This is a genomic window from Streptomyces sp. NEAU-YJ-81, from assembly GCF_017592595.1.
GTDB lineage: Bacteria > Actinomycetota > Actinomycetes > Streptomycetales > Streptomycetaceae > Streptomyces > Streptomyces hygroscopicus_B.
Map to the genome: position 1 here is coordinate 185,944 of NZ_JAGFNO010000019.1, position 20,894 is coordinate 206,837.

The 20,894-nt window shown below is 71.1% G+C and carries 16 protein-coding genes; 12 read left to right on the plus strand and 4 right to left on the minus strand.

Annotated features, from left to right (window positions below; genetic code table 11):
• Positions 1-47: 47 nt before the first annotated feature.
• Positions 48-848: a DUF427 domain-containing protein gene (locus tag J5X86_RS32390; protein WP_208520258.1), complete on the minus strand. Its 801-nt coding sequence runs from the start codon at positions 846-848 to the stop codon at positions 48-50.
• Positions 845-1,018, minus strand: coding sequence for a hypothetical protein (locus J5X86_RS32395; RefSeq protein WP_208520259.1), 174 nt, complete (start codon positions 1,016-1,018; stop codon positions 845-847). Before J5X86_RS32395 ends, J5X86_RS32390 begins: the two co-directional genes overlap by 4 nt.
• Positions 1,019-1,438: 420 nt before the next feature.
• Between J5X86_RS32395 and J5X86_RS32400 the strand changes: the two genes are divergently transcribed.
• From J5X86_RS32400 to J5X86_RS32430, 7 genes are all read left to right on the plus strand, one after another.
• Positions 1,439-2,074 (plus strand): HAD family acid phosphatase, encoded by a 636-nt coding sequence (locus J5X86_RS32400; protein WP_208520260.1) that lies wholly within the window; start codon positions 1,439-1,441, stop codon positions 2,072-2,074.
• A gap of 549 nt (positions 2,075-2,623) precedes the next feature.
• On the plus strand, positions 2,624-3,367 hold the full coding sequence (locus J5X86_RS32405) for a TrmB family transcriptional regulator sugar-binding domain-containing protein (RefSeq protein WP_208520261.1): 744 nt from the start codon (positions 2,624-2,626) through the stop codon (positions 3,365-3,367).
• Positions 3,368-3,547: 180 nt separating this feature from the next.
• Positions 3,548-4,489, plus strand: coding sequence for an ATP-binding cassette domain-containing protein (locus J5X86_RS32410; protein WP_208520262.1), 942 nt, complete (start codon positions 3,548-3,550; stop codon positions 4,487-4,489).
• A 105-nt stretch (positions 4,490-4,594) separates the two neighbouring features.
• Positions 4,595-5,668, plus strand: a complete 1,074-nt coding sequence (locus tag J5X86_RS32415) for a pyridoxal-phosphate dependent enzyme (protein WP_243981961.1) — start codon at positions 4,595-4,597, stop codon at positions 5,666-5,668.
• A complete protein-coding gene (gene argH / locus J5X86_RS32420; RefSeq protein ID WP_208520263.1) occupies positions 5,665-7,149 on the plus strand; it encodes an argininosuccinate lyase in 1,485 nt (494 codons plus the stop codon). The genes J5X86_RS32415 and argH overlap by 4 nt, the downstream gene beginning before the upstream one ends.
• Entirely contained in the window at positions 7,146-8,414 is a 1,269-nt protein-coding gene (locus J5X86_RS32425; protein ID WP_208520264.1) for an ATP-grasp domain-containing protein, read from the plus strand. Before argH ends, J5X86_RS32425 begins: the two co-directional genes overlap by 4 nt.
• Complete coding sequence (locus tag J5X86_RS32430; RefSeq protein WP_208520265.1) at positions 8,414-11,680, plus strand: amino acid adenylation domain-containing protein; 3,267 nt, start codon at positions 8,414-8,416, stop codon at positions 11,678-11,680. Before J5X86_RS32425 ends, J5X86_RS32430 begins: the two co-directional genes overlap by 1 nt.
• An 83-nt stretch (positions 11,681-11,763) precedes the next feature.
• Here J5X86_RS32430 and J5X86_RS32435 read toward each other — a convergent pair whose 3' ends face one another.
• Complete coding sequence (locus J5X86_RS32435; protein ID WP_208520266.1) at positions 11,764-12,705, minus strand: TauD/TfdA family dioxygenase; 942 nt, start codon at positions 12,703-12,705, stop codon at positions 11,764-11,766.
• 55 nt (positions 12,706-12,760) lie between these two features.
• Complete coding sequence (locus J5X86_RS32440) at positions 12,761-13,591, minus strand: ABC transporter permease (RefSeq protein ID WP_208520267.1); 831 nt, start codon at positions 13,589-13,591, stop codon at positions 12,761-12,763.
• Between the two features lie 413 nt (positions 13,592-14,004).
• Between J5X86_RS32440 and J5X86_RS32445 the strand changes: the two genes are divergently transcribed.
• The 5 genes from J5X86_RS32445 to J5X86_RS32465 all read left to right on the plus strand — a co-directional run.
• Positions 14,005-15,780 (plus strand): fatty acyl-AMP ligase, encoded by a 1,776-nt coding sequence (locus J5X86_RS32445; protein WP_243981963.1) that lies wholly within the window; start codon positions 14,005-14,007, stop codon positions 15,778-15,780.
• Positions 15,777-17,567 (plus strand): acyl-CoA dehydrogenase family protein, encoded by a 1,791-nt coding sequence (locus tag J5X86_RS32450; protein ID WP_208520269.1) that lies wholly within the window; start codon positions 15,777-15,779, stop codon positions 17,565-17,567. The genes J5X86_RS32445 and J5X86_RS32450 overlap by 4 nt, the downstream gene beginning before the upstream one ends.
• On the plus strand, positions 17,564-18,508 hold the full coding sequence (locus tag J5X86_RS32455) for a hypothetical protein (RefSeq protein WP_208520270.1): 945 nt from the start codon (positions 17,564-17,566) through the stop codon (positions 18,506-18,508). Before J5X86_RS32450 ends, J5X86_RS32455 begins: the two co-directional genes overlap by 4 nt.
• A gap of 44 nt (positions 18,509-18,552) precedes the next feature.
• Positions 18,553-18,825, plus strand: a complete 273-nt coding sequence (locus tag J5X86_RS32460) for an acyl carrier protein (protein ID WP_208520271.1) — start codon at positions 18,553-18,555, stop codon at positions 18,823-18,825.
• An 81-nt stretch (positions 18,826-18,906) separates the two neighbouring features.
• Positions 18,907-20,894: condensation domain-containing protein (locus J5X86_RS32465; RefSeq protein WP_208520272.1), on the plus strand; the 1,988-nt coding region annotated here is incomplete at its 3' end.

Consider the following 20,894-nt stretch of genomic DNA (forward strand, 5'->3'; position numbering starts at 1 on the left):
CCCACGGCCGTGGGGACGGAACCACCGTGTCATCGGGGTGTTGCCGCCTATCGCTGTTCCTTCTCCCAGATCGCCCTGTTGACCGGGGCGGGGCGGGGGAGCGGCCGTCCGTCCAGGTAGAGGTCGACCTTTTCGTTGTAGAAGGCGACCAGCCCCGCGATGGGAGACACCTGCCGGGTCGGGAAGTCGTAGGCCCAGGCGAGGTCCGGGTAGGTGGCCGTGTCGGTCCGGACAGCCCAGTAGCCGCTCGTCGTCCCTTTGTACGGACAGCTGGTGACGGTGTCGGTGGGCTCCATGCGCGTCCAGTCGAGATACACCCGGTCCAGGTAGTAGCGCGTCGGAAGCCCCGTCTCCAGCACCATCACCGAGTTCGGGGCGTCGGCGAGCACGGTGCCGTCCAGCTCGACGCGGACGCCGCGGCCCGACCGGAGTGCGTCGACGCGGGTGTAGGGGCTCCTGGGGTGGACGAACACCTGCTCGTCCTCCTCGAACCAGGCGTCGATGGCCTCCCACCGGAAGGTGACATGGCCGACGATGCCGGAGGGCGCATCCTCGGCCCACTCCCATGCCGCGTCCGGGCGGGTGAGCGAGCCCAGTTGGAGGGTCTGGCGGCGCGCTCCGCCGACCTTCAGCGTCAGGCTCCGGCCCTCGTCGACCAGCGCCCCCTCGCCGATGTCGTCGCGAGGAACGCAGTACTGCGGATAGCCCGGCCAGAGCCACACATAGCGCGCCCGCACGGTGTCGAAGACGAGGCGACCGCCGACGTAGCCGCGGATACGGCGCGGTACGGGCTCCACCTGCCCGACCGGAACGATCATCCCGGGGTAGTCCGGCGGGTACTCTGTCATGCCTCTTCCAGGGCCTCTCCGAACTCGCGCAGCGCCTTGCCGTGCTGGCTGTGGGCGAGCCCGTGCCCGATCGCTATGGCCGCCGCGACCGGCCATTCGATGATCTCGACCGCGGCGAGAAGGCCGACGCCCGCGAGAAAGCAGAGCTGTTCCTCCGACGGAAGCTCCACCCGCCGCCCCCCGAAGTGGACGGTCACCGAATGACGCGCGCAGGCGCGGTCGGCCGCGGCGCGCGGCCCGTGGGATCCTCTCCTCGCGGCCCGAGCCGGTGCCCGGGAGTCTGCGCTGGTGGGAGGTGGTGTCTTGGTGGCTCTGGGCATTGCTTCGATCCGTTCATCGGCCTGTGACGGACATCCGCGCGATGACACTTCCACCCTAATCCCACCTCCACGGCTCATGCCCGATGGCAGCTACTTGCCATGATTTCGGCCGGTCCGGCGAGAAGCACGCGGTTGCGTCCACGGCCGGTGTATGCGGTCAGAGTGGCTCGCTCCGGTTGCGGCCAGGGGCTCGCCGAAGCATCGGTGGCGGCCTTAGCTTCGAGCCGATCGTGGCCGCCGGCCACGGCTGAGGCAACGGAGGAAGCGACCATGAGAGCGGTTTTACGCAAGGCACGGGTGGGAGCGGTTGTCGCCACGGCGGCGGTGCTCGGGCTGGCGGGGACGGTGGACGCGCAGGCCCTCGGGGCGGATCGGGCGCGTACCACGGTGGCCGCGGCCCCCAGCGCCGCCGCGGCCGTCGATTACCAGACGTGGAAGAACGACGTCGACAAGGTGATGGACCAGGCTCTTCCCTACATACAGGAGCGCATCGAGAACGGCGGGGGACAGAAGCAGGCGATCGTCCTCGACGTGGACAACACCTCGCTGGAGACGTACTTCCAGCTGTTCCCGCCGACTCCCGCCGTCGAGCGGGTCCTGGAGCTCACCCGCTACGCGAACGAGCGTGGAGTGGGCATCTTCTTCATCACCGCGCGCCCGGACATCCTCGAGCAGGTGACCCGCGGCAACCTGGTGCACGTCGGCTACCCGATCACCGGCCTGTACCAGCGGTCACTGGGTGACATCTTCGGTGACCCGACCGAGTACAAGACGGCCAAGCGGGCGGAGATCGAGTCCCTGGGCTACTCCATCATCGCCAACATTGGAAACAACCAGAGCGATCTCGTCGGGGGACACGCCGAGCGCACGTTCAAGCTGCCTGACTACGACGGCCAGTTGTCCTGAATCGGAATAGTGGGTTCCGGCGGTTCCCCGCAGTGGGCCGCCGGAGCCCGTCGGCCGGTGGCAGTGGCTCCGGTTTCCCCCAGGGGTGATGCCGAGTGTGGGTTTCCCGTTGCCTGGAGGCGAGAATCCGCACTCTACAATGAGGTTTCCCCCATTGTCTTTAGGGGTTCAACCATTCTCTGCGCTGGGAGCGGATGGGTATAGTCCAGCGCCATGGTCGGTCAAGGTGAGATCGTCGCGTCTTTGCTCGCGGGGGACAAGGTGCCCATGGAAAGTGCGTGCCACGTTCCGAGCGCGGACGGTGTGGTCGAACAGCGAGCTGCCTGTTCTCCTTGAACTGCCTTGATCCCATGGTGCACTCGTGAGTCGCAACCCTTCCTTTCGGCGACAACGCCGGGTTTAGGACGTTAATCCCAGGCTTCAGGGGGAGCTGTGCCAAGCTCTTGCAATGACGCGTTCATCATCGCTAAGAATTCCACCGGTCCGGAACCCGAACCAGACCCTGATATCGCGCTGTTAAGACCGCGGGGCGCGGTCTTCAGCGGAGAGATGGAGCGCATGCTCCTGGAGGCCGGCCGACTCGTCAAGTCGGCCGTCGACCGCCATCGCAGCGAGGAACGGCTCCTGACCGAGATGGAGCCGGAGGAGAGCGTGGACGCCGCCGAGCATGTCATCGAGTCGGCGCAGCAGAGCCTCTCCGTCGTGTTCACCGGCGGCGACGACCAGCGGGCCGCCCGGCTTGTCGCGCTGCTGGGCAGGGCCGTCGCCCGGGGGGTCGACGTGCGTCTGCTGGGGCGGGTGGGGCTGATGGACGAGCGGTACCTCCTGAAGTGTCTGGAGAAGTACGCATCCGGAGTCGACGTCAGACTCATCGGGGAGCCGCTGCACGGAATGGTGCTCGCCGACGGCTCGGTGAGCGTGGTGTGGTCCGGTTCGGACAAACTCTCGCGCGAGGCGGTGCTGGTGCGGGCGCCGGCCGTGCTGCGCAATCTGCGCACCCTGTTCACGATCTCCTGGAACGGCAGCGCGGCGCTCGAGGACCACCGCCGCCTCAGCGTCCGGACCCGAAGCGTCATGGCCCGGCGGATACTGATGGCGCTGAGTTCGGGGCGTACGGACGAAGCCGCGGCACGGGAAATCGGCATGTCGGTCCGCACTTATCGAAGGAACGTAGCCGAAATCACTCGTGAACTCGGTGCGAATTCACGATTTCAGGCCGGGGCCCGCGCGGTGGAGCTCGGTCTGCTGCCGTATGTGGACCCCGTCGATGATGAGGACTCGCAGCCTGCGTAATCGCCCGGCAGCGGTCAGAACCTGTCAGGACGAGTCGGCTCTCGTGAACTCCCCCGCACCGTCTGGCAACTTGTTGTATGGGCCTTGCAGGGTAATGAGCGGCGAATGTAGGAACTTCCCAGCCTCTCATGCATTGTCCGATCCGCTTCCTGCGAGGAATGACATCCGGTGAATAGCGCGATGATTGAAGTGACGGACTTAAGCCGGTCCTACGGCAGCACACGGGCGCTGGACGGTGTCAGCTTCCGGATCGGGGAGGGCGAGGTTCTGTGCCTGCTCGGCCACAACGGAGCGGGCAAGAGCACGCTGGTGAGCATCCTGGCCACCGCGCTGCCGCCCAGCCGGGGCACGGCGCGGGTGGCCGGATACGACGTGGTGCGCGAGGCCCGTGAGGTACGTCGGCGCATCGGCCTGACGGGACAGCTCGCCGCGGTGGACGAGAACCTGTCCGGCCGGGACAACCTCATCCTGGTGGCCCGTTTGCTCGGTGCGAGCCGCACCGAGGCGCGGGCGAGAGCGGATGAGCTCCTGCAGACCTTCGCCCTGACCGGCGCGGCCGACCGGGCGGCGGCCACGTACTCGGGAGGCATGCGCCGCCGCCTCGACCTCGCCAGCAGCTTCGTCAGCCGCCCCCAGGTGCTGTTCCTCGACGAACCCACCACCGGACTCGACCCGGTCAGCCGCAGCGGGCTGTGGGATTCGGTCCGGTCGGCGGTGGCGGGCGGCACCACCGTCCTGCTGACCACGCAGTACCTCGAAGAGGCCGAACAACTCGCGGACCGGGTCATCGTGCTGGGCCGCGGCCGGACCATCGCCGACGGCTCGGTGGCCCAGCTCAAGGAACAACTCGGCGTCAGCTCGGTCCGCGCCACCCTCGCCGAACCGGCGGCCGAACCGACCGCACGGGCCGCGCTGCGCCACGCGGGTCTTGAGCCGCAGCCCGGTGAGCCCGCGGGCACGGTCTGCGTCCCCGTGCGCGAGTCCGCCGCCCTGGCCGCCGTCGTACGGGCCCTGGACGACGCGGGAGTGGCTATCACCGGGATCTCGCTGTCCGAGCCGACCCTCGACGACGTCTATGTGGCCCTCGCCGAGGGGCTGTCCGACCTGCCGGTCCTCTCCTGATTCCCACCCCCGGGCCCCGGCCGACAGGCCATGCCCCCATGACCGCCGCGGGGCGTCCGCCGGATCCCCGATCCGCGGCCCGCCCCCGGATTCCGAGGAGTCTCCATGCCGCTGTCCACACTGACCTACCGCTCCATCACCGAGGCCCAGATGCTGCCACGCCTCATCCGGCTCGGCCCCAATCTGTACGGCGCGGTCTTCACCCTGATGAAACTCGTGCCCGCCCAGTACATCCTGCGTCGCGCGCTGCAACGCGGTGAGCTGACCGAGGACACCGTGATCGTCGAGACCACCTCGGGCACCTTCGGACTCTCCCTCGCGATGCAGGCGGCGCTGATGGAGCGTGAGCTGATCCTGGTGAGCGACCCCGCGATCGACGACAACCTCCACCGCAGACTGACCGACCTCGGCGCCAAGGTGGAGATGTGCCTGGAGCCCGCGCCGGTCGGCGGGTATCAGGGAGCCCGGCTGACCAAGTTGGCGGAGATCCGCGCCTCGCTGCCGTCCACCTTCTGCCCCGAGCAGTACAACAACCCGGACAACGCCCGCTCGTACCACGTGGTGGCCGATCAACTCGTGCGCACCTTCGGGACCGTCGACTGCCTGGTCGGCACGGTCGGCACCGCCGGATCGATGTGTGGCACCGGGGGCGGCCTGCGCGAATACAGCTCGCACACCCAGGTCATCGGCGTCGACAGCCACCGCAGTGTGCTGTTCGGCCAGCCCGACGGGCCCCGCTCGCTGCGCGGCCTGGGCAACAGCCTGTGGCCCGCCAACCTCGACCACACCCTCTTCGACGAAATCCACTGGTGCAGCGCGGCCGAGGCGTACGCCCAGACCCGGGCCCTGCACGCCGAATCCGCCCTCTTCCAGGGCCCCACCAGCGGCGCCGCCCATCTGGTCGCCCAATGGTGGGCGGCGAAGAACCCGGATGGGCTCTGTGTGGTGATCCTGCCCGACGAGGGATACCGCTACCAGGCCACCGTCTACGACGACGCGTGGCTCGCCGCGAACGGCGAGCTGCTCGCCGAGCGTCCCACCGAGCCGGTGACCGTCGCGTCCCCCGCCGAGGCCGGTGACCGCTGGACCCGACTCGTCTGGGGCCGCCGCTCCTACGAGGAGGTGCCCGGCGTCGTGCCCAGGGTGACGCACCCCCTCGCCGAGCGGGCCCTGTCGTGAGCTCCACCGGACGGCTCACCCACATCCTCGGCCCGCGCACCCGCCGCGTCGTCTACGGGGAACCGGATCCCGGCGCCATACGCGGGGAACTGGAACCCATCAGCACCATCGACATGGCACACGTGGTCATGCTCACCGAGTGCGGGCTGCTGCCCGCCGACACGGCCGCCGCGCTCCTGGAGCGCATCACACGGCTGCGCGCGGAAGGCTTCGGCAGTCTGCACGGGCTGCCGGCACCGCGCGGTCTGTACTTGATGTACGAAGGCCATCTCGTGGCCGAACTCGGCGCCGACGTGGGCGGAAAGCTGCACACCGGACGCTCCCGCAACGACATCAAGGCGACCGTCACCGCGATGCGGCTGCGCGCCGAACTGATTGACCTGCTCGGCGAGGTGCTGAGGCTTCAGGCGGTCCTGCTCTCCCGGGCACGCGCCCACCGCGATGTGGTGATGCCCATCTACACCCACTTCCAGCCGGCCATGCCGGTCAGTTACGGCTACTACCTGTGCGGGATAGCCACCGCGCTCGATCGCGATATCACCGCGCTGCGCCAGACGCTGGACGAGCTGGACCGCTGTCCCCTCGGCGCCGGGGCGGTCTCCGGGACGGACCTGCCCATCGAACCGGCGCGCACGGCCTCCCTGCTGGGGTTCGCCGGCCCACCGTTGCACGCTATCGACGCGGTGGCCGCACGGGACACGCTGCTGCGCGCGCTGGCCGCCGCGTCCTCGGCCGGGGTGACGCTGAGCCGGCTCGCCACCGACCTGCAGTTGTGGAGCACTCAGGAGTTCGGGCTGATCGAGTTCCCCGAACGGCTCGTCGGCGGCAGCTCGGCCATGCCCCAGAAGCGCAACGCGTTCCTGCTGGAACACGTCAAGGCCAAGGCGGGCGCGGCCATCGGCGCCTGGACGGCCTCCGCCTCCGCCATGAAGTCCGCGCCGTTCACGAACTCCATCGAGGTCGGCACCGAGGCCGTGGCTCCGGCCTGGCCCGCGCTGGCCGCCGTACGGGACTCCGTCCTCCTCGCCCAGGTGCTCGTCAGCGGCGCCCGCCCGGCCGTGGAGCGGATGGAACGGCGTACGGCGGAGAGCTTCGTGACCGCCACCGTGATCGCCAACAGGCTGGTCGCACAAGGGGTTCCGTTCCGCACCGCCCACCACATCGTGGGCGCCGCCGTGCGCGAGGCGATCGAGAGCGGGGCAACGGAACTCACCAAGATCGCCCTGCCCGACGGGGCCCCCACCGGTACGGCCACCGAACTGTCCTCCCTGCGTGACGTCGTCGCGGCACACGACCGCGGTGGCGGCCCCGGCGAGTCCGACGCCGCCGTGGGCGTCCTGCGGGAGCGGCTCGCCGCCCATGGGCGACGGCTCGCCGACCACCGCGGCCGGACGCGGGACGCGGCGCGGAGGCTGGACGCCGCGGTCGACGCGCTCCTGGCGGGCCACGGATCCACGGCGGAAAGGGACGGAGAACGGTGACCGGGCAGAAAAGGACGAGCGGGCCCTGGCTCGCGTTCGTGGAGAGCAACACCACGGGAACGGGGCGGGAGTTCTGCGCGGCGGCGCGGGCGCGAGGCTTGACGCCGGTGCTGCTGACCCGGGACCCGGGCCGCTATGTGTACGTCGAGCAGGACGGCATCGACACCAGGCTGCTGGACACCGGTGACCTGGCCGCGGTGGTGGACTGCTGCACCGGGCTCGTAGAGGACGGGGGGCTCGCCGGAATCGCCTCCAGCTCCGAGTACTTCGTGTCCACCGCGGCCCACGCGGCGGCGAAGCTCGGCCTGCCCGCGGCGGACGGGGACGCCATCGCCCGGTGCCGGGACAAGGAGACGCAGATCGTCGCGCTGGCGGCGGCCGGGGTCCCGGTGCCCGCCAGCGCGTCCGTCGGCGAGGTGGCCGACGCGGTGCGCGCCGCCGACGGGATCGGCCACCCGGTCGTGCTGAAGCCGGTCCTCGGATCGGGCTCGGTCGGCGTCCGGCTGTGCCGGGACCGCGAGGAGACCCGGCAGTGGGCGGAGGAACTGCTGAGCCGCTCCACCGACGAACGCGGCAACCCGGTGCCGGCCCGGATCCTGGTCCAAGGGGCCGTCGAAGGGCCGGAGTTCTCGGTCGAGACCTTCGACAACACCGTCGTCACCGTCGTCGCCAAACACATCGGTCCCCGGCCGTACTTCGTGGAGACCGGACACGAGGTGCCCGCACCCGTGCCCGACGCCGTCGCCACCGCGCTCGGCGGCACCGCCCTGCGGGCGCTGGCCGCGCTCGGCCTCGGCTGGGGAGCCGCCCACACCGAACTGCGGATGTCCGCGGACGGCCCCGTCGTCATCGAGGTCAACCCGCGGCTCGCGGGCGGCATGATTCCCGTCGCCGTACGGGCCGCCCTCGGCATCGACCTCGTCGACGCCGTGATCGCCCGCGCGGCGGGACAGAGCCGGACGCCCACGCGGCCGGGCCGGGGACACGCCGCGGTCCGCTTCCTGCGCAACGAGCGCGAGGGGCGGGTCACGGGCATCGGCGGAGTCGAGGCCGCCCAGGCGGCCCCCGGTGTGGTGGCCGTCGCGGTCGGCACCGCCCCCGGACGGACCGTGCGCGTGACGAACTCGTTCCAGGACCGGCTGGGCTGCGTGGTCGCCACCGGGACGGACGGGGAGCAGGCCGGAGACCGCGCGGCCGCCGCCGCGGGCCTGATCAGGATCGAGCTGGAGGAGCCGGCGCTGCCGGATGAAGGAGTCGCAGGCTGATGAGAGACGGCGCGAAGACCGAGGCGTTCACCCGCGTTCCCCGGTGGACCCCACCGTCCGCGACGGACACGGGCACCGGGGTCCACGGCACCCGCCTGGACGCGGAGCTCACGGGCGCCCTGGAACGTACGGCCGCGGAACTGGGCACCCCCCTGTCCGCCCTGCTGCTCGCCGGTCACGCCCGTGTCCTGGCGACCGTGGCCGCCGAGCGGGACCTGCTCACCGGCTGTGTGCCGCAGGACGGGCCGGGCCCCGCGCGTCCCCTGGCCCTGTCCGTCACCGACACCACCTGGGCGGAGTTGGCGGCACACGCACACGGGGCGCTGAAGGGCCTGGAGCCCGCGGCCGACGTACGGCCCGAGGCCGTGCTGGACCTGTCCGGACTGGCCGAGCACGAGGACGGGCCGGCCCAGGCGCCGGCCCACGACGACAGCTCGCCCGCCGCCCCGGACGTCGGTGTGGTGCTGCGCGTGGCCTGGACGCGCGACGAACACGGCCTGTCGCTGCGGCTGCTGCACGACCGTGCCGCGATCGACGACGGCTACGCACGGCGCCTCGCCGGATACCACCTCGCCGCGCTGCGGCATCTCGCGGCCGACCCGCAGGGGAGGCATGAGTCGCAGAGCCTGCTGTCACCCGAGGAGGCCGAGAAGCAGCTGTACGGGCTCGCCGGCCCCACGGTCGAACTGCCCGACGCAACCTTCGTCGACCTGTTCCAGGAGCGGGCCCGCGGCTGCCCGGACGCCATCGCGGTCGAGCACGGCACGGTCCGGTGGACGTATCGGGAGCTGGAGCGGCGGGTCAACCGGATCGCGCATGCGCTGATCGAGGCCGGGGTGGGGACCGAGGACGTGGTCGCCGTCGTCATGGACCGCACCCCGGAGTGGATCGCGGCCGCCCTCGGCGTCTTCACGGCGGGCGGTGTCTATCTGCCCGTGCGGCCGGACTTCCCGGTCGAACGGGTGGTCGCCCAGGTCGAGCGCAGCGCCTGCGTCGTCGCGCTGACCGAGCCGGGCAGCGAGGCGCTGGTGCGTGCGGTCTCCGCCCGGCTGGCCGCCCCCCTCACCCGGCTGTCGGTGACGCGCGTCCTGGCGCGCGGCGGCCACACGGAGCCGCCCAGCGTGTCGGTGACGCCCGGACAGGCCGCCTACATCTACTTCACCTCGGGCTCCACCGGAAGCCCCAAGGGAGCCCTGTGCGAGCACGCCGGCTTCCTCAACCACCTCTACGCGAAGATCGAGGACACCGGGATGACAGCCGGTGGCGGGGACGTGGTCACCCAGATCGCCTCGCAGTGCTTCGACATCTCCCTGTGGCAGTTCGCCGCGCCGCTGCTGACCGGCGGCAGCGTACGGATCATGGACACCCGCACCCAGCTCGACGTCGCCGCCTTCGTCGAGGAGATCGCCGAGGGCCGGGTCACCGTGATGCAGGTCGTCCCGTCCTATCTGGAAGTGCTCCTCACCCACCTGGAGCAGCACCCCCGCCCGCTCGGCGCCCTGCGCTCGGTGTCGGTGACGGGTGAGGCGCTCACCTACGAACTGGTGCAGCGCTGGTTCGCCGCCTACCCCGATGTCCAACTGGTCAACGCCTACGGCGCCACCGAGACCTCCGACGACCCGATGCACGAGGTGCTGCACGGCGTGCCGGAGCGCGACTTCGTGACGGTCGGCCGCGCGCTGCGCAACGTCAACACCTATGTGCTCGACGAGAACCTGGCGCTGGTGCCGCTGGGCACGCCCGGCGAGATCGCGTTCTCCGGGGTGTGCGTGGGCCGTGGCTACATCAACGACGAGGAGCGCACCCGGGAGGCGTTCGTCCCGGACCCGTTCCGGCCGGGCAGCCGGATGTACCGGACCGGTGACTTCGGCCGATGGCTCCCCGAGGACCGCCTCGAATTCCTGGGGCGCCGCGACGCGCAGGTCAAGATCCGCGGCTTCCGCATCGAGATCGGTGAGATCGAGAACAAGCTGCTGACCATGGAGGGTGTCCGCGAGGCGGCGGTGGTCACCGAGGGCGACACCAGCGAACAGCGCGTCCTCGTCGCCTTCTTCAGCGGCTCGGAGGAGGTGACCGCGGAGGGCGTCCGCGACTTCCTGGCCACCGTCCTGCCCGACTACATGGTGCCCACCCATATCCACCGGGTGGACCGGCTGCCGCTCACCGAGAACGGGAAGATCGACAAAAAGGCGCTGGCGCGGCCCGCCGCGGAGACGGCCGGACGCCACGCCCACATCCCGCCCGCCACCCCCGCCGAACGGCGCCTCGCCGAGCTGTGGGCCGGCGTCCTCGGCGTACCGCAAGAGCGCATCGGCCGGTCCGACGACTTCTTCGAGCTCGGCGGCACCTCGCTGGCCGCGGTGCGGCTCCTGGTCCGACTCGACCGGGCGCTGTCGCTGAAGGACCTGGCCGCCCACCCGGTGCTCGCCGACTGCGCCGCGCTGCTCGAACCCCGCAGCGCAGGCGCCTTCGCCCGCCCGGTGGCGACCCGGCTGCTCCAGCCGCTGTCCGCCGTGCCGGACCCGCACCACACGCTCGTGTGCTTCCCCTTCGCGGGGGGCAACGCCGTCAACTTCCGGCCCCTGGCCGCCGAGCTCCAGCGCGACGGCATCGCCGTGCTCGGCGTGGAGCCGCCCGGCCACGACTTCGCCGGCGACGGTGAGCCGATGGAGGACGTCCCCGTCCTGGCCCAGTGGGTACGGGACGAGATCGTCGCGCACGTCCCCACGCCGGTGTCGGTGTGGGGACACTCCACCGGTGTGGCCGCCGCGTTGGAGACGGCGCGGCTGCTGGCGGAGGCGGGCCGGCCCGTCGAACGCGTCTACATCGGTGCGCTGCTGCTGGGGGACACCGAGACGCTCGCCGCCGAGATGACCCGGGCGGCCACGGCGGACGACCAGAGCCTGCTGTCCCGGCTGCGGGCCGGAGAGGTGTACACGGAGCTGGAGGAGCTGGGGACGGAGCGCGCCGATGTGGTGGCCCGCGCCTACCAGCACGACGTCCTGACCGCCGGCCGGCATCTGCGCGCGGTGGGCGAGGACCCGGAGGCGTACCGCCTCGATGCCCCGGTGGAGGTGGTGGTCGCACGGGACGATGCCGCCACGGCGGCCCTCACCGAGGAGTACGGCGGCTGGAAGGCGATCTCCGACCGGATCACCCGCCACGAACTGGCAGAGGGCGGCCACTACTTCGTCCGCACCCGGCCGGCCGAGACCGCCGCGCTGGTACGGTCCGGCTGCGCCCCGTCCACGCCGCAGGACCAGTGACGAAGGGGGCGTACCCGGGTCCGCCGGGTACGCCCCCTCATCCGTGGCCCGTCGGCCTGGGACCTGGGACCTGGGACTAGGGACTAGGGACGGAACGGTTCGCCGAGGCCGACGACGATCTCGCGGTCGCCGCGGTAGGGCTCGCGGCTGTGCGCCATGCGGACGTTGTCGATGACCAGCAGGTCGCCCCGCTGCCAGGGCTCGCGCACCGTGTGCTTCTCGTAGACCGCGTTGATGAGGTCGACGGTGGCGCTGTCCAGAGGTGAGCCGTCGCCGTAGAAGGTGTTGAACGGCAGCCCGTCGGGGCCGAACTCCGCGGTGAGGAACTCACGCACCTCGGGAGCCATCGTCCACTCGTTCAAGAACGCGATCTGGTTGAACCAGCACCGTTCGCCCGATCCGGGATCCGCTATGACGGCCGGGCGGGTCTGCCGGGTGCGCAGGCCGCCCTCGGCGTCCCAGCGCACCTCGATGCCGTGGTCGGCGCAGTAACGCTCCACCTCGTCGGGGTTCTTGGCGCCGAACGCGTCCTCCCATCCGATCCCGACGAACGGGTTGTAGTGGCGGGTCAGCACCCAGCCGTGGCGTTCGAAGCGCTCGACGAGCTCGTCCGGCAGGTCACGCAGCACCGCACGGGCGTCGGCGACGGCCGTGACTCCGCCGACAGCGGGCGGGGTGACACAGGCGAAGACCATCAGCCGGGGCGCCTCGGCCGCGTAGCTCAGCTCGTGGTGCATGCACATGGGCTGGTCGGCCGGCCAGTGCGAGGAGGAGTACAGTCCCGGCCCGAACTCCTCGCGGGGAGCGAACCCCTCGCGCTCGGCCATGCCTTCGCCGATGATCCCGCGGACCACGCAGGCGGCGTGGTCGTGGCTGTCCAGCTCCAGCCCGCGGACCAGCAGGGCACCGTGCCGGGCCACCAGGGCCCGTATCTCCTCGCGGTGTTCGGTGGCCCAGGCCGCGGCGTCGGTGCCGGGCCCGGGGGCGGCGTCCAGCCGCCGCAGGGCATCTCGCTGCTCGGGCATGAGGGCTCTCCGTTTCGTCTCATGAGGGGGAGGGGGTGAGAAGGGGAGGATGAGTTCAGACCAGGGGCCGCCGGAACGCCCACACCGCCGCGCTCGCCCCGAACAGCGCGACCAGGGCGCTCGCGCCCAGAGCGGACCACACCTGGGCGCCCAGCGGCTGGTCGAGGCAGAGGGCGCGCGAGGCGTCCATCGCGTACGACAGCGGGTTGAGGATCGCCAGGACCTGTAGCCAGCCCGGCATACGGTCCACCGGGACGAAGGCGCTGGAGGCGAACATCAGCGGGAACGTCACCAGATAGGCCATGCTCTGCAGCGCCTCCGCACTGCGCAGCCAGGCCGCCAGCGCCAGGAAGAGCCAGGTCATCGCCCACACCACCACGCAGGTCAGCAGCAGCGCGGCCACCAGGCCCACGACGCCGCCGGCCGGGTCGGCGTCCATGAACACCACGGCCACCACGAGCAGGATCGCCAGCTGTGCGGTGGTGCGCAGCAGGTCGGCGAAGCTGCGGGCGAACAACAGCAGCGGCGCGTGGATGGGCAGGGTGCGCAGCCGTGCCACCGCGCCGTTGTCCATGTCCCGGACCAAGCCGATACCGGAGGCGATCGCGGGACCGATGCCCGTGGTCACCAGCAGCGCGGGCAGCAGATAGTCCAGGTAGGAGACACCGTCGGGCAGGTGGTCGAGGTCGACGATGCTGCCGAAGACCTCGCTGAGCAGCAGCAGCATGAAGACCGGCTGCAGCATGGCGAGGATCAGGGTCCGACGGTGTGCGACATGGGCCTTGAGCGACCGCTGGGTGAGGATCAGCAGTTGCGCCCAAGGGCTGCTGCCGTGCCAGGCGGGAGCGAAGGCGCCGCCGTCCGGTAATGCCGTGCTACGGGTCATGAATTTCCTCCGGGAGTCGTGCGCCCGCTGGTGCGTGGCACGGTGCGCCAAATTCCTGGAGCGGTAGTCGAAGAAAGGCAGGATCAAAGAATCCGCCGCCATGACCGGCTACGCGATGACTGAGCGCGGTGGTATCGGATGGCTGTGTCGTCCATGTGGAACGAATGCGCTTCGACTCTAGCGCGCGGAATTGGCTCCGACGGGGCGGTTCGTGGCCAGTACTGGCCGGTGCGCCCCAGAATCGCGGTGAGATGCGGGCGTTTTGGTCGGTTTTGTGCCGAGGGGATGGGGTGCACGGTGCAATTTGTTGTCAGTGCCTTTCCCCGGTTGCGGCCCCTCGGTAGAAATGCACAACAGTGCCGGATCGGCACCTGGAAACTCAGTTCGCGGACACGAAGGGCAGGGCCTCGGATATGGCGGGAATTGTCACCGCCCCCACCGTTGACGCAGTGCTCCGGGAGCATGCGGAAAATCGTCCGGAAAAGACGGCGGCCGTATTCGTGACGGACCCGTTGCGCACCGACGGAGCGCAACGGCTCACTTATGCGGAACTCGACACACAGGCCAGGAGCGTCGCCGTACGGCTCCGCGCCCACGTCCCGCCGGGGGGCCGCGTCGTCCTGCTGTACCCCGCCGGGCCGGCCTTCCTCATCGCCTTCCTCGGCTGCCTGTACGCGGGCGCCGTCGCGGTTCCCTCGTCCCTGCCCGGCCGGTACCGGCACGAGCGCTACCGGGTCAGGCGCATCGCGGACGACGCGGGCGCCGTGGCGATCCTCACCGACACCGCCACCCGCGCCGACATCGAGGCGTGGGCCGCCGAGGAGGGACTCGACACCCTTCCCCTCCTGGTCACCGATGACGGCGACGCCTCCGATCCCGACGCATGGACGATGGCGCCCGCCGGACACGACACGCTCGCCGTGCTCCAGTACACCTCCGGCTCCACCGGCGACCCCAAAGGCGTGATGATCAGCCACGGCAATGTGCTGCACAACACCGCCAACCTCGCCGACTCGCTGGTACTGAACGACACCACCCCCATCGGCGGGTGGATCCCGCACTTCCACGACATGGGGCTGATGGGCTCGATACTCCCGCCACTGCTGCTCGGGTCGACCACCGTCCTGATGAGCCCCACCACCTTCCTCAAACGCCCCCACCTGTGGCTGCACATGGTCGACCGCTATGGCATCGAGGCGTCCGCGGCACCGGACTTCGCCTACGACCTGTGCAGCCGACGGGTTACCGACGCCCAGAGCGAGGGCCTGGACCTGTCCCGCTGGCGGCACGCGCTGGACGGCTCCGAACCCGTACGTGCCGCCGTGCTCGAACGATTCCAGCGGCGCTTCGCCGGCCACGGCCTGCGTGCCGACGCCCTGACCCCCTGCTACGGCATGGCCGAGGCGACCCTCTTCATCGCCGGGGCCGCCGGCACCGCCCCCCGGGTGCGCCAGGTCTCCGCCGAGCTCCTGGAACGCCACGAGTTCCGGCCCGCGGCCCCCGACGAGCCCGCCCGCGCCGTCGTCGGCTGCGGCCCGCCGCTCGGCGCCGAGGTGCGCATCGTCGAACCCGACACCCGGCAGGTCCTGCCCGAAGGCGGCGTCGGCGAGATCTGGATCCGCGGTGACATCGTCGGCCAGGGCTATTGGAACCGCGAGGCCACCAACGAGGCCGAGTTCCACGCCACGACCGCGGACGGCGACACCGACTGGCTGCGCACCGGAGACCTCGGAGTCCTGTACCAGGGCGAACTTCACATCACCGGCCGCATCAAGGACGTCCTCAACCTGCGTGGCCGCAACCTCTATCCGCAGGACATCGAGCAGGAACTGCGCACCCAGTGGCCCGAACTGGGCAACCTCGCCGGCGCCTGCTTCGCCGTGCCGGGCGAAGGCCCGCAGGGCGATGACGTACTCGTGGTCACCCACGAGGTGCGCGGCATCAAGGACGAGGAACGGCTGCGCGAACTCGCCGCCGAGATGCGGCTCACCGTCGCCCGCGAATTCGGCGCCCCCGTCGGCGCGGTCCTGCTGCTGCGCCCCGGCGGAGTACGCCGCACCACCAGCGGCAAGATCCAGCGGCGTGCGATGCGCGACCTGTTCCGCGCCGGCGAGCTGCGGCCCACCTACGCGGTCTACGAGCAGAGCCTGCTGCGCCCCTTACCCGAGCCTCAGGAAGCCGCCGTATGACCACCGCCTCCCCGACCACAGCCTCCCCGACCACCGCCTCCCCGGCCACCCCGACCCAGAACCCCTCCGCCGCGCCCCTCGAGCGGCTCACCCGTCTGCTCGGCGAGCTCACCGGACCGGGGCAGCCCTTCTCACCCGAGGCGCTCGCCGAACTCGACCGGACGGAAGCGTTTCCCGCCGAGGCATGCCAGGCGCTCGACGCGTTCGGACTGCGGCGCTACTACGTACCGGCCGAACACGGCGGCGCACTGGAGAGCTTCGACGTCGTCATGGGGCTGCTGCGGGCCGTGTCCCGGATCGACCTGACCGTGGCCGTCTCGCACGGGAAGACCTATCTCGGGGCCGCCGCCACCTGGATCGCGGGAGAGCCGGAGGCCGCCCGCCGGCTGGGAGAGCGGATAGCGGAGGGGACACCCGTCTCCTGCGCCCTGACCGAACGCCACCACGGCAGCGATCTGATGGGCGGTGAGCTGACCGCCAGGCCCGCCCCGGGCGGCGGCCGGCTGCTGTCCGGCGAGAAGTGGCCGATCAACCTCGCCACCCGGGCCGGCCTGGTCACCGTCCTCGCCCGCACCGACGACAACGGCGGGCCGCGCGGCTTCAGCCTCTTCCTCGTGGACAAGTCCCGCCTCGCCCCGGAACGCTTCACCCACCTGCCCAAAGTGCCCACCTACGGCATCCGGGGCGCGGACATCAGCGGCATCGCGTTCCACGACGCGCCACTGCCCGAGGAGGCGCTCATCGGGCGGCTCGGTGAGGGCATCGAGATCATCGTCAAGGCACTGCACCTCTCCCGGACCGGCTGCATCGCGATGTCACTGGGCGCGGGAGACCATGCGCTCGCCCTCGCCGCCGAGTTCGTGGCTCAGGACGGCGGAGGGCTCGCACGGGACCCGTACGTGCGGCGGGAGCTGGGCGAGGCCGCCGCGGGCCTGCTGCTCGCCGACGCCACCGGCCTGGTGGCGGCGCGCTCCCCGCACGCCCTCGCCGGCGAGACGAGCGTCATCTCCGCCGTCGCGAAGGCATATGTGCCCACCGAGGTGGACACCCTCATCGCGCGCCTCCTGCACCTCCTCGGCCCGTACGGACTGCTCCGCCCCGACGACCCGCACACCGGATTCGCCAAGGTGGAACGCGACCACCGCATCATCGGCATCTTCGACGGCAGCAGCCTGGTCAACCGCAGCGCCCTCATCGAACAGTTCCCCCGCATCGCCCGCGGCTACGCGAAGGGCCGGTGGGACGCGGAGGGCCTCGCCGAGGCCACGAATCCGCACGCCCCCCTGCGCCCGATGCGGCCCCGCGAGTTCGGCCTGGTCTCCAGCGGCGGCTGCTCCGTCATGGCCGGCCTGCCGGCCGCGGTCGGCGAGCTGCGCGACCTGGCCGTACGCGGCCACGCCTCCACGGCGCTCACCACTGTGGCCGGGCGGCTCCTGGACGTGTCCGACCGGCTCCACCAGGACCTGGCGGCGATCCGGTTCTCGCCCCGCGCCGTCCCCGGCCACGCGTTCCGGCTCGCCGAGCGGTTCGAGTCGTGCTTCGCGGCGGCCTCGGCGCTCCACCTGTGGCTGCGCGCCGCCGCCCGCGCCCGTAGCTCCCTCCCGGAGACCGCGCTGCTCGCCTGCCTCGTCAAGGCGCTCACCGACCTGGAGGAGCCCGTCGACGACGCCGACCGCACCGTCTTCGACGACCTCGCCGACGCGGTCCTCGCCCGCCCCTCCGCCCTCTTCCACTCGCTCCTCGACCACGTGGAGCCGACCAGCTCCCAGGAGGGGGCCGTCTCGTGACCACCACCACCGGCTCCGTCGCCCTCGCCACCACCGTGGAGAAGCGCCTCGGCGACCCCTACGACACCACGAACCCCAACGGCTTCCGGGCGATCCTCGCCGCACGGGAAGCCGGACAGCCACCGGCCGGTGAGCCCTTCCGCGCCGTCGGCGTGGACGGCGCCGAAAGCGGCGACGTGGACCCGGAGTCGCTGATGCACGCCCTGCGCGCCGGGTACCGCAGATCGCCCACGCTCACCCGGTGCGGCGGTGGGGCCCAGCGGGGGAGCGGCGCCGTGACGGTCGGCGCGACGGCCGTCGGCACACTGGACTCCGGCCTGCGCATGACACTGTGCCACCTGCGGGCCCGGCGCCTGTACGGTGCGGCGGCCATCGACATCCCCCAGTTGCGCGCGGTACTCGCGGGAGCCTACGCCGACCTGCTGCTGTGCGACACGCTGACCACACTCGCCGTCCGGAACACCGATGCCTTCCCCGCCCGGCCGGACGCCCACGACCGAGTGGTCCGGATCCTCGTACCGCGCGTGCTCCAGGGCGCGATGGACCGCCTCTCGTTGGCCATGGGGTCGCGCTTCTACATCAGGGCGGTTGAACACCCCGCCTTCCACCTGCTGCTGAACGAGATGCAGAGCGCGCTCTTCGCGGCGAGCGGCCGACCGGGCCGCCCGCCGGAGCCCGCCGTTGCCGCCGCTCCGCTCAGCGGCATGACCGTCGCCGACCTCACCACCGCACCGGCCGTCACCGCGCTGTGCGACCCCGAACTGCTCGCCGCGGCGCCCGGCCACGCACTCATCACCCGTGCCGCACTCATCACACCTGGGCGAGGGACACCGCGGCCGTCGCAGGCCGCCCTGGAGCGCCTGTACGCGGAGCTCGACCGCCGCTATGACACCGGCCACTCCTTCGACCTGGCCGAACGCCCCCTCCCCGACCGTCCCTAGCCGCCGCGCCCGGACACCCGACCACCGATGCAGAGGAGACACCCATGTCCAACCCCCACGCCGAGCAGCACACCGTCGAGAGCCTGCGGGAATGGCTGACCAACTGCATCGCTTCCCATCTGGAACGGCCCGCCGACACCATCGACACCAGCGTGCGGCTCTCCGACTACGGACTCGACTCGCTGTACGTCCTGTCCGTCGCCGGAGAGCTCGAGGACCACTTCGACGTCTCCCTCGACCCGACGCTCCTGTGGGACAACCCCACCATCGACGCACTCAGCGAGGCCCTCGTCAAAGAGCTGGCCCAGTACGCCTGACGGGCACACCCCGCCGCATCCGCCACCGCATCCCACCCCGCGCAGTCCGCCACTCCGCAGAACCGAGAGGACCGCTCCGTCATGTCCGACGCCGCCCGTACGCTCCGTCGACCCGTAAGCGCCGCCCAGTTGGGCATGTGGGTCGCCCAGCAACTGCAGCCGGACAGTCCCCTCTACAACTGCGGCGCCTATCTGGAGATCGACGGTCCGATCGATCCGGACGTCCTCCACGAGGCGGTACGGCGGGCCGTCGACGAGACCGAGGCGCTGCGGTCGTACTTCACCGAGGACACCGACCACACCGACGACACCCGGCTGTGCCAGCTCGTCGCGCCCGCCGAGCCGACGTCCCTGCGCGTGCGCGACCTGCGCGACGCGGCGGACCCGGAGGCCGCGGCGCACGCGTGGATGAACGCGGAGATGCGGAGGCCCTTCGACCTCGGCCGCGGCCCCCTGAGCGATCAGGCCCTGCTGCTTCTGGCCGACGACCGGTCCTTCTACTTCCACCGCTACCACCACGCCGTCCTCGACGCGTTCGGCCAGTCCGTGTACGGCGCGCGGGTCGCGGCCCTCTACACCGCCCTGATCGCCGGTACCGAGCCCCCCGCGACCGGCTTCGCCACTCTCGACCGGGTGATCGCCGAGGAGGCCGGCTATCCGGGCTCGCGCCGCTATGCCCAGGACCGGGCCTACTGGCTGGACCTGTTCGAGGAGATGCCCGACCCGGTGGCGCTCGCGGGACGTTCCGCCGGCAGCACCCACAGCAGTCTGCGCCGCATCCTCACGCTGCCGACCGCCCTGGCCGATCGGCTCACCGCGCTGGGCGGCCGGCTCCGCGCGCAGTGGCCGGCCGTCGCCATCGCGGCCACCGCCGTCCTCTATCACCGCCTGACCGGCCGGACGGACCTGACCTTCTCGATGCCTCTGGCAGGCCGCACCGGCCGGGTGTCGCTGACCACGCCGAGTGCGATGGTCAACGTCCTGCCCATCCGGGTGGCCGCCACCCAGGGGACCACGTTCACGGAGTTGGTCGCGTCGGTGTCCGGCTCGCTGGCCGATGTCGTCAGGCACCAGCGGTTCCGGGGCGAGGAACTGGTCAGGGAACTCGGGCTCTCAGGCGGCCGCCAGGCCCGCCTCGGCCCGACGCTCAACGTGGTGGCCTACGTCGACGAGCTCCTCTTCGGCGACAGCCCGGCCACCCCCCACCCCCTGTCCACCGGGCCCGTCAACGACTTGAAGATCAACTTCTATGGCGCGGCAGGCTCCGGCACAGGGATCCGCGTGGAGTTCGACGCCGACCCGGCCCTCTACGACGAACGAGAAATCGCCGCCCACCAGGAACGGCTGGTGCGGGTGCTGGAGTGGGTCGTGGAACAGCCGGACCGCCGCATCGGTGATGTGGAGTTGCTCGATGCGGTGGAGCGGGAGCGGTTGCTGGTCGGGTGGAATGGTGAGTCGCGGGGTGTGCGGGGTGTGTCGTTGCCCGTGCTCTTCGGGGAGCAGGCGGAGCGGACGCCGGACGCGGTGGCTGTTGTCGCCGGGGATCGTGGCTTGTCGTACCGGGAGCTGGACGCGTGGTCGAACCGGGTGGCGCGGTGGCTGGTGGGGCAGGGGGTGGGGCCTGAGTCGTTTGTGGCGGTGGTGTTGCCCCGGTCGGTGGAGCTGGTGGTGGCGCTGCTGGGTGTGCTGAAGGCGGGTGGTGCGTATGTGCCGGTCGATCCGGAGTATCCGGCGGAGCGGATAGCGCACATCCTGGGCGACGCGCGGCCGGTGCTGGTCATCGACGATGTGGCGGCCCTCGCGGCGGCTGACGCCTATGAGGCTGAACCGGTACCGGCGATCACCGATCTCAACACCTCCGCGTACGTGATTTACACGTCGGGTTCGACGGGTCGGCCGAAGGGTGTGGTGGTCGAGCATGGGTCGGTGGGGGCGTATTTGGAGCGGGCGCGGGAGGTGTATCCGGATGCGTCGGGTACGGCGTTGCTGCATTCGTCGGTGGCGTTCGATCTGACGGTGACGGCGTTGTACACCCCGCTGGTCAGTGGCGGTCGGGTGGTTTTGGGTGA

What these genes read in the sequence shown, in the direction of transcription:
- J5X86_RS32430 (WP_208520265.1), top strand. Translation starts at nt 8,414, where the DNA reads ATGAGAGACGGCGCGAAGACCGAGGCGTTCACCCGCGTTCCCCGGTGG.
- J5X86_RS32460 (WP_208520271.1), top strand. Translation starts at nt 18,553, where the DNA reads ATGTCCAACCCCCACGCCGAGCAGCACACCGTCGAGAGCCTGCGGGAA.
- J5X86_RS32435 (WP_208520266.1), bottom strand. Translation starts at nt 12,705, where the DNA reads ATGCCCGAGCAGCGAGATGCCCTGCGGCGGCTGGACGCCGCCCCCGGG.
- J5X86_RS32410 (WP_208520262.1), top strand. Translation starts at nt 3,548, where the DNA reads ATGATTGAAGTGACGGACTTAAGCCGGTCCTACGGCAGCACACGGGCG.
- J5X86_RS32415 (WP_243981961.1), top strand. Translation starts at nt 4,595, where the DNA reads ATGCCGCTGTCCACACTGACCTACCGCTCCATCACCGAGGCCCAGATG.
- J5X86_RS32400 (WP_208520260.1), top strand. Translation starts at nt 1,439, where the DNA reads ATGAGAGCGGTTTTACGCAAGGCACGGGTGGGAGCGGTTGTCGCCACG.
- J5X86_RS32440 (WP_208520267.1), bottom strand. Translation starts at nt 13,591, where the DNA reads ATGACCCGTAGCACGGCATTACCGGACGGCGGCGCCTTCGCTCCCGCC.
- J5X86_RS32450 (WP_208520269.1), top strand. Translation starts at nt 15,777, where the DNA reads ATGACCACCGCCTCCCCGACCACAGCCTCCCCGACCACCGCCTCCCCG.
- J5X86_RS32445 (WP_243981963.1), top strand. Translation starts at nt 14,005, where the DNA reads ATGGCGGGAATTGTCACCGCCCCCACCGTTGACGCAGTGCTCCGGGAG.
- J5X86_RS32390 (WP_208520258.1), bottom strand. Translation starts at nt 848, where the DNA reads ATGACAGAGTACCCGCCGGACTACCCCGGGATGATCGTTCCGGTCGGG.
- J5X86_RS32405 (WP_208520261.1), top strand. Translation starts at nt 2,624, where the DNA reads ATGGAGCGCATGCTCCTGGAGGCCGGCCGACTCGTCAAGTCGGCCGTC.